At 32.9% G+C, this 8,031-nt stretch carries 6 protein-coding genes; all 6 read left to right on the forward strand.

Features of this window, described 5'->3' with window-relative positions; genetic code table 11:
- Positions 1-301 precede the first annotated feature (301 nt).
- Positions 302-2,407 carry a polyribonucleotide nucleotidyltransferase gene (pnp, locus tag RWZ86_RS07775; RefSeq protein WP_314681149.1) on the forward strand — a complete coding sequence of 702 codons (2,106 nt, stop codon included), beginning with the start codon at positions 302-304 and terminating at the stop codon, positions 2,405-2,407.
- Between the two features lie 161 nt (positions 2,408-2,568).
- Entirely contained in the window at positions 2,569-4,245 is a 1,677-nt protein-coding gene (locus RWZ86_RS07780) for a ribonuclease J (protein WP_314681151.1), read from the forward strand.
- A 26-nt stretch (positions 4,246-4,271) separates the two neighbouring features.
- Positions 4,272-4,877: an energy-coupled thiamine transporter ThiT gene (locus tag RWZ86_RS07785; protein ID WP_314681153.1), complete on the forward strand. Its 606-nt coding sequence runs from the start codon at positions 4,272-4,274 to the stop codon at positions 4,875-4,877.
- Between the two features lie 72 nt (positions 4,878-4,949).
- Positions 4,950-6,389 (forward strand): cardiolipin synthase, encoded by a 1,440-nt coding sequence (gene cls, locus RWZ86_RS07790; RefSeq protein ID WP_314681155.1) that lies wholly within the window; start codon positions 4,950-4,952, stop codon positions 6,387-6,389.
- A gap of 668 nt (positions 6,390-7,057) precedes the next feature.
- Complete coding sequence (locus RWZ86_RS07795) at positions 7,058-7,639, forward strand: TetR/AcrR family transcriptional regulator (RefSeq protein WP_314681157.1); 582 nt, start codon at positions 7,058-7,060, stop codon at positions 7,637-7,639.
- A 251-nt stretch (positions 7,640-7,890) separates the two neighbouring features.
- The coding region (locus RWZ86_RS07800) for an ATP-binding cassette domain-containing protein (protein WP_314681159.1) at positions 7,891-8,031 on the forward strand (141 nt) is incomplete at its 3' end.

Raw genomic sequence — 8,031 nt, forward strand, 5'->3', positions numbered from 1 at the left:
ACCTGTGACCCATAGATTAAGAGTCTACTGCTCTACCAACTGAGCTAAGGAGGCATTGATTACCTTTTTAGTATAGCACTTTGAAGTGAAAATGCAATCGTTTTTAGGATTTTTTTCAAAAAATACTCAAAAAAATAGTTATTCAGTATCGTTTATGGTAAAATTATTGCGTATGACAATCAAGGAGTATTCTTTTTAGCGTGCTTACTTTAGAAATACAAGAAGGTGATAATTCGTCTTTTTGTATTTCTAAAAGTAGGTTTAAAAGATACTCTTAAAATAATAGAAAAGGAGAATCGATATGTCAGAGAAAAAAGTATATAGCTATGAATGGGGCGGAAGACTTTTACAAGTTGAAATCGGTCAATTAGCGAAACAAGCAAACGGTGCTGTATTAGTTCGTTATGGAGATACAGTTGTATTAACAGCAGCCGTAGGTACAAAACAAGCAAAGGATACAGATTTCTTCCCTTTAACAGTTAACTATGAAGAAAAAATGTACGCAGCAGGTAAAATTCCTGGAGGATTTATTAAACGTGAAGGACGTCCAAGTGAGCATGCAACATTAACAGCTCGTTTAATTGACCGTCCAATTCGTCCAATGTTTGCGGAAGGTTTCCGTAATGAAGTTCAAATTACAAATACAGTAATGTCTGTAGATCCAAACTGCCCACCAGAAATGGCTGCGATGTTTGGTTCAAGTTTAGCATTATGTATTTCAGATATTCCATTTGATGGTCCAATTGCTGGGGTAGATGTTGGTCGTGTAAATGGAGAATACGTGATTAACCCTACAACTGAACAAGCTGAATTATCAGATATTGAATTATCTGTAGCGGGTACTGCAACTGCGATTAACATGGTAGAAAGCTCTGCTAAAGAAGTGAGCGAAGAAGATATGTTAGGTGCATTATTATTCGGTCACGAAGAAATTAAAAAATTAGTTGCATTCCAACAACAAATCGTCCAAGAAATTGGAAAAGAAAAAATGGAAGTAACATTGTTATCATTTGATCCAGAAATCGAAAAACAAGTGAAAGACTTATTCAGTCAAGCAATGATTAATGCAATCCAAACTGAAGAAAAATTAGCTCGTGAAGAAAATATTGAAAAAGTGAAAGAAACTGCCTTAGAACATTTTGAAGCTGTTTTAGAAGACAATGATGAAAAAGCAGGTTTATTAAAACAAGTTTCTCAATTAGTCGATAATCTTGAAAAAGACGAAGTACGTCGTTTAATTACAGAAGAAAAAGTACGTCCGGATGGTCGTAAAATTGACGAAATTCGTCCATTGTCTTCAGAAATTGACTTATTACCACGTGTTCATGGTTCAGGTTTATTTACTCGTGGACAAACTCAAGCATTAACTTCAGCAACATTAGCACCTTTAGGAGAATATCAAGTGATTGATGGTTTAGGAATTGAAGAAGGTAAACGATTCATCCACCACTACAATTTCCCACAATTCTCTGTAGGTTCAGTAGGTCGTGCTGGTAGTCCAGGTCGTCGTGAAATTGGTCACGGTGCTTTAGGGGAACGTGCATTGAAACAAGTGATTCCAACTCCAGAAGATTTCCCTTATACAATTCGTCTTGTATCAGAAGTTTTAGAATCAAATGGTTCATCTTCTCAAGCAAGTATTTGTGCGGGAACATTAGCGTTAATGGCAGCAGGTGTTCCAATTAAAGCTCCTGTAGCTGGTATTGCGATGGGATTAATTTCTGATGGTACAAACTATACAGTATTAACAGATATCCAAGGGTTAGAAGACCACTTAGGAGATATGGACTTTAAAGTTGCTGGTACAACAACTGGTATTACAGCCTTACAAATGGATATTAAAATCCAAGGAATTACAGAACAAATTTTACGCGAAGCATTAACACAAGCGAAAAAAGCTCGTTTTGAAATTTTAGAAGAATTAACTTCTACAATTGCTGAACCTCGTAAAGAGTTAAGCCCATATGCACCTAAGATTGAAATGATTTCTATTCACCCAGATAAGATTAAAGTAGTCATCGGTCGTGGTGGAGAAACAATCAATAGCATTATTGATGAAACAGGCGTTAAAATTGATATCGATCAAGAAGGTCATGTATCAATCGCTTCAACAGATGCAGCAATGATTCAACGTGCAAAAGAAATTATTGAAGATTTAACACGTGAAATCGAAGCTGGACAAGTTTATGAAGGAACTGTTCGCCGTATTGAAAAATTCGGAGCTTTTGTTGAAATCGCAAAAGGAAAAGATGGATTAGTTCACATCTCAGAATTAGCGCATGAACGTGTAGCGAAAGTAGAAGATGTATTAGCCATCGGAGATAAAGTAAAAGTAAAAGTTACTGAAATTGATGGACAAGGTCGTATCAACTTATCTCGTAAAGCATTAATCGAAAAAGAAGCTTAATCATTCATGAAATGAGGCTAGGAAAGAACCTAGTCTCATTTTTTATTTCCAAGAAAAAATATGAAATGTTAGTCAAAAAATGGTAAATATGGTATTCTAGAATAAGAATGTAAACAAGTTGGTAAGATAAAATACAACAAATAAATAAGATGAGGTGAACTATGAGTTCAATTAAAATAATAGCGCTAGGAGGCGTTCGAGAAAACGGTAAGAGTTTATATGCCGTTGAAGTAGATGAAGATATTTTCGTCTTAGATTGTGGATTGGTTTATCCAGAAGACGAATTATTAGGAATTGATGTCGTGATTCCAGATTTTACTTATTTAGAAGAAAACAAAGATCGGATTGCAGGAGTATTTTTAACCCATGGTCATGCGGATGCAGTAGGAGCTCTTCCTTATTTTCTAAAAAATATTCAAGCACCAGTTTTTGGGACAGAATTAACGATTGCTTTAGCAAAATATTATGTAGAGTCTTCTAAACAAGTAAAAGTATTCGATGATTATCATATCGTCACTGAAAATACAGAGATTGATTTCGAATCTGTAACAGTGAAGTTTTTCAAAACGACTCATACGATTCCAGATTCAGTAGCAATTGTTTTGAAAACATCAGAAGGTAGTATTGTTTATACTGGAGATTTCAAATTTGATCAAAGTGCTGCGGTTGGCTATCAAAGTAATTTTGGACGTATTACGGATATTGGTGAAGAATATGTTTTAGCCTTATTAAGTGATTCTAGTGATGCTGAAAGTTATGAAGAAAATGTTAGTGACCGTAAAATCGAAGCTAGTATTTTAGATACATTCAGAGATGCGACAGGTCGTATTATTGTAGCTTGTGTGGCAAGTAATATTTTACGTATTCAACAAGTCTTTAATGCAGCTTATGAATCAGGACGAAAGATTTTCTTAACAGGTGCGGAATTAGAAGAGATTGTTAATATTGCATTGAAATTAAATAAATTAACGGTTCCTTCAGAAGATTTATTCGTAACTGCACGTGAATTAAAACGTTTAGCAGATGATGAAATTGTTGTGTTAGAAACTGGAAACGTGGGCGAACCGATTAAAGCTTTACAAAAAATGGCACAAGGTCGTCACCGCCAAGTGAATTTACATCAAGGAGATTTAGTTTATATTGCGACAACTCCTTCGACAGCTATGGAAACAGCAATTGCTCGTACAAAAGATATGATTTATCGTGCAGAAGCTGAAGTCGTTGAAATGGCAGATAATGCGAAAGCAAGCGGACATGCAACTCCAAATGATTTAAAACTAATGATGAATTTATTACAACCAACATTCTTCATTCCAGTTCAAGGGGAATATCGTAGCTTATTAGCTCATGCTGAATTAGCGCATGAATTAGGAATTCCATATTCTAATATTTTCATTCCTGGTAAAGGGGATGTCATTGAGTTTTCAAATGGTAGAATGACAGCTACTGGCCAAGTTCAAGCGGGAAATGTTTTAGTAGACGGAATTGGTGTTGGGGATATCGGCAATATCGTATTAAAAGATCGTAAGATTTTATCAGAAGATGGAATTTTCGTAGTCGTTGTAACCATTTCTAGACGTTTAGGAAAAATTTTATCGGGTCCACAAATTGTATCTCGAGGCTTTGTTTATATGAAGACAAGTGAAGAGTTATTACAAGAATCTCAAAAAATTGTCACTGATATTGTAGAAGAAAACTTAGCAAGTGATAATTTTGAATGGCCACGTTTAAAACAAGAAGTACGTGATGGATTAAGTCGCTACTTGTTTGAACAAACAAAACGTCGTCCGGTAATTCTTCCAATTATTATGGAAGCTTCACATTATAAAAAAGATTAAGTTGTATCATTGAAAGGGGAACATTCATGGGTTCAAAAGCAGTTAAAATTATGTTAGAAGTTTTGTTAGCAATTGCTGTTGCTAGTGGGCTTTCTTACATTCCAGCAATTGGAGGCAATGTAGTCATTGACTTTGCCATTATTCCTTTAATTTTACTTTCTCTTCGTCATGGAGGAATTTGGGGAGCAATCGCAAGTATTTTATTTGGTATTCTACATGCTGTCTTACATCCAAGCGGAACAGGATATATTGTTGTTCCATTCCATGATTCTGTAATGGGATACGGATTTGTAGCTTTTGCTGGATTCTTTGCTAGAAATACGGTTCGTACAGCATTTAACGCTCGTATTTCTTCTACAGTATTAAATGTTGTAACAGCTAGCATTATTGCAACATTTGTTAGCTATGGTTTCCATGCTATTGCTAGTGCAATTGGAGCACCAACATTATTTGCAACTGAAAAAGTTGCTTTAGCAAGTGGATTTTTAGGCTTTTCAGCAAACTTTATTGCTACATTAGTCGTAACACTAGTAGTATTAGTAACGTTGATTTATGTAAAACGTGATATTTATATTCCAAAAGGAACAAGATACTTATCTCGAAAAGAAAAATCTCACTTATTAAATGACTAAAATAATGAATCGGGTGGGAAAACAGTTTTTGTTTTCCCACTTTTTTTCTAAGTAGAAGGGAAGGAGAGCAAAATGGATTTATTAACAGCGATATTTTCAGGTTTAGTATTTATCAATACACTTGGAGCGATTATTACCGTATTTAGAGAACCAAGAGAGATTTCTGCTACATGGGCTTGGTTATTAGTCTTAGTCTTTTTCCCGTTTTTAGGCTTTATTATTTACTTCTTTTTTGGAAGAAAAATTAGTAAAGATCGGATTTTTGATTTGAAATCCCAAGATACATTTGGAATTAGAAAATTAGCCGAAAGCCAATTAGAGGAATTAGAACATGATAATACTTTTTTTGAAGATTTATATTTAAAAGAACTAGCGGTTTTATTTTTAGAAAGTGATGAATCTGTCATTACAAAAGGGAATCAAGTTGAGATTATAACAACCGGACAGGAGAAATTTACTCAATTAAAAGAAGATTTGAGAAATGCGAAAGACCATATTCATATTGGCTATTATATTTTTAACGATGATGAATTAGGGCATGAATTGTTAGAGATTTTAATTGAAAAAGCGCAACAGGGAGTCGAAGTTTTAGTACTTTATGATGCATTAGGAGCTCGTTTTACAAAACAAAAATTTTGGAAGAAACTTCACGATGCGGGTGGTCGTTCAGAAGCCTTTTTCGGGTATACATTTGGGATCATTAATTTACGGATGAATTATCGGAATCACCGTAAAATTGTTGTTATTGATGGAAAGATTGGCTATGTTGGTGGCTTTAATATTGGGGATGAATATTTAGGCAAGGGAAAATTAGGTCCGTGGAGAGATACACATTTGAGAATTAGAGGGAATGCTGTATTATCTCTTCAAGCTCGTTTCTTTATTGATTGGAATGCGACAGCTTCAGAACGATATCAAAAAACATTTTCTGAGAGATATTTCCCTATGTTGGAATGCTTAGGTGATACAGCGATGCAAATCGTTTCAACAGGTCCAGATAATGATTATCAAAAAATAAAAATGGGATTTGTTAAAATGATTTATATGGCAAAAAAATCGATTGATATTCAAACGCCTTATTTTATTCCAGATGAAAGTGTTATTGAAGCTTTACAAGTAGCAGCTCTTTCAGGGGTGAAAGTGCGAATTATGGTTCCATGCAAACCGGATCATCCATTTGTTTATCGTGCCACTGAATATTATTGTCGAAATTTATTAAAAGATGGCGTAGAAATTTATTTATATGAAGAAGGTTTTTTACATGCGAAAACAATGGTTGTAGATGGCGTTGCTTCTACAGTTGGAACGTCAAATTTTGATATGAGAAGTTTCCGATTGAATTTTGAAATTAATGCGTTTATTTATGATGAGGAAATTTCATGTAAGTTACAAGATATTTTTGAGAAAGATATTGAGAATTGTTTACGAGTAGATGAAGCGTATTTTAAAAAGCAATCTCCATGGAAAAAATTAAAACAAAAATTCTCGAGACTGCTTTCTCCGATACTTTAAATTATTTGTAAAAGACTTTATTACTATAGCAAGGACGCCAGCAGCTTCGCTTTGCGAATCTCATGGCTAAAAATTGAGCCAATGTCTCAATTTTTCCTTTCACAGAAGGCAAAAGCCTTCTGTGACTACTGCTATGGTAATAAGTTTTTTTGTTTATACGACTTTCAGTCCGTCACGATCCTAGGTGAGTAATAAACAAACCACCCATTATGCGTGTAATCGTAGAAGGTTGTACCTAAAAATAATCCAATAACGTTACAATAAAGATGTTCAAGCCTATCAGATAGCGAGAGAAGAAAAATATGGATGAAAAAGCTAATAGTTTATTAAATACAAAATGGATGTGTAAATGCAACATTGTTTTGACACCTATGTAAATACGGAAAGTTATCTATAATGAATATTTGAAAAGTTTGGGAGAAATATTTTGCCTATTGTGTAGTTATAAAAGGAGTTAGATTTTAGAGAATATCCTATGCTAGATTATGTAAAAATATTGTTAAGTATTTCAAATTTTATGAGGTATATAAAAATAGTTTTTATGAACTTTAGTTCATCTTGTGGAATTTTTTCTATCAAAAATGACTTTTCGTTCATTTTATAGTTGAAATGATTCTGGAAATGAACTATAATTCATTTATAAATTATAAAATTATTTTGAGGTGACTATGGTAAAAGATGATAATAAACAAAAATTAATAAAGGCTACAGATACTCTCCTAAAGGATAGAAGCATAAGTTCTATTACAACAAAAGAGATTACAAAGGCTGCAGGAGTTTCTGTGGGTGTTTTTTATAATTATTTTAGTAGTAAGGAAGATGTCTTTAAAGAGTTAATTAAGACATTTTTTAACTATTCTTTAAATCAAATGGAAGTCTTACGAAAAGAAGTTATTGGGAAAAATATTCGTTCAGAAATTAAATTCAAAGAATTTCTAATTAATGGAATAGATAATAATTGGGAAAATCATTTTTTAAATAGTGATATCCTGTTACTTTCAAGAAAAGATGAAGAGTTTAAAAAATTAATGATTTATTTTAATCAAAAGATGGTTTCCATTGTTGTAGAGATACTTATAGTGATTAATCCAGACCTTAAAGAAAACCCGCCTTTACTAGAAGCAAAAATGATTATGAATTTAATTCAATATTCATATCCAAGCTTTTCAAAATTTGAAAGTGAGGATGAAAAAGAGCAATATATAGAAAAAATTGTAAATATTATTTTTAGTATTAGTTTCAATAGGTAAGAGGATAAAAAGAATAATATAACTTAATAATTATTTGATTTACTAAGCTTTAATTAGTTTTGATAACTTTAAAATAGATGGTTTAGAAACTCAAACTGAGTTGAAAAGAAAACGAGGTATGATTAATTTTCAATGGGAATTGGTGAAAAACTGATGGTTGATTACAAGTTAAATTCAAATATCGAAATGAATTGTACACTGCATCAGAAATAACTCATTTAAAGAAATATTATAGAATGAAGGAAGAAAAAATGGAAAATCTTTTAGAAGTTAAAAAATTGTCAAAAACGTATAGAAACGGAAGAAAAGCATTAGATAATTTAAATTTTCACGTAAAAAAAGGTGAAATTCTTGGTTTCTTAGGACCAAATGGTGCAGGAAAAAGTACAACA

This window comes from uncultured Granulicatella sp. (genome assembly GCF_963545075.1).
In the GTDB taxonomy this organism is placed as follows: Bacteria; Bacillota; Bacilli; order Lactobacillales; family Aerococcaceae; genus Granulicatella.